The following is a 1342-nucleotide window of genomic DNA, read 5'->3' as shown; positions in this document are numbered from 1 at the left end:
CGGTATACAGTTGGGTACTGCGCCAGGGACCATTCGGGCTGGTTGATGGGCTTTACAGTTTTGACAACCTTAACCCAGCGCAGCTTGGAACTGTCCCTTGAAGGAACCCTGGGCTCGAGTACAGATGCTGCGCAGGGCGCATTTTTTTTCCCAGAAGTAAGGGCAATACGGGCAAAAATCGCGATACACTGGCCCCATGAGCCTCTACGAGCGTTTTCTGGCCCAAGACCTGCGGGCCCTGGCCCGGGCCATTACCCTGGTGGAGTCGGGGTACGCCGAAGGACAGGCCCTGCTGCGGCAACTGCGCGGGCGCGGCCATGCCAGGGTGGTGGGCCTGACCGGCAGCCCTGGGGCGGGTAAAAGCACCCTTACCGACCGGCTGATCGAAGAGGCCCGCAAGCAAGGCGAGACCGTGGCGGTACTGGCCGTAGACCCCAGCAGCCCCTTTACCGGCGGGGCCATTCTGGGCGACCGCATCCGCATGATGCGCCATCACCAGGACAAGAACGTTTACATTCGCTCGCTGGCCAGCCGGGGCGCTCTGGGCGGGCTGGCCGGGGCTACCGTGGCGACCCTGGCCTTGCTGGAAGCCTTTGGCTTTGATCGGATCTTTGTCGAGACGGTCGGCGTTGGGCAGAGCGAGGTGGATATCGCCCGCGTGGCCGACACCACGGTGTTAATTCTGACCCCTGCCGCCGGAGACTCGGTACAGGCTTTCAAGGCCGGGGTGATGGAGATTGCCGACCTGTTCGTGGTCAACAAGTTTGACCTGCCTGGGGGAGAGCGGATCGTGCAGGAACTCAAGACCACGCTGGAGCTGGCCGCTCCGCGTCCGGCGGGCTGGAAGCCGCCTGTCCTGACTGCCGTGGCCCCCAAAGCCGAGGGCATTCCCGAGCTGTTTAAGGGTCTGGAAGCGCATTATCAGCACCTGCTCGAGCACAACCTGCTCGAGGACGACCGGCTCGAGCGGGCCCGCTTCGAGGTCGAGAGCGTGATCCAGGAGTGGGGCCGCCGCAAAACCCGCGAAGGCCTGGACTTGATTGCCAGAGTTGCCCACGGCGAACTCGCCCCCGAAGAAGCGGCTATGCAATTGCTGGGTGTCCTCGAGGGAGTCGAAGCCGGGCGGTGATGGAGCAAATTGCCCTTCCCACAGCTCTTCATGGCGCAAAGCCAGGTGTCTCCAGGTTAGCAATTTGCGCTACCCGCAGAGGCCTGGCAGTAGAGCCCCGGCAACACAAACCCCTAAAAGGAGATGGGCAGGGCTCAGGTTGGGATCTTTGACGGAGTAATACCAGATTCGGTTAGAACCCGACCGAAGGGAGACGCTTTTTTCGCCGACCGT

1 protein-coding gene is annotated in these 1342 nt (G+C 62.6%); it reads left to right on the top strand.

All coding sequences use genetic code 11. The features are described from left to right. Positions 1-196 precede the first annotated feature (196 nt). Positions 197-1129 (top strand): methylmalonyl Co-A mutase-associated GTPase MeaB, encoded by a 933-nt coding sequence (meaB, locus tag Q0288_RS13630; protein WP_299431350.1) that lies wholly within the window; start codon positions 197-199, stop codon positions 1127-1129. Positions 1130-1342: the final 213 nt, after the last annotated feature.

It is taken from the genome of uncultured Meiothermus sp. (assembly GCF_937863175.1).
Taxonomy (GTDB): Bacteria; Deinococcota; Deinococci; order Deinococcales; family Thermaceae; genus Meiothermus.
Note: the sequence above shows the minus strand (reverse complement) of the source record. Positions and strands in the feature narration are given on the sequence as shown.

Bases quoted from the DNA above. Each gene is read 5' to 3' on its own strand.
- meaB (WP_299431350.1), top strand. From the start codon at position 197: ATGAGCCTCTACGAGCGTTTTCTGGCCCAAGACCTGCGGGCCCTGGCC.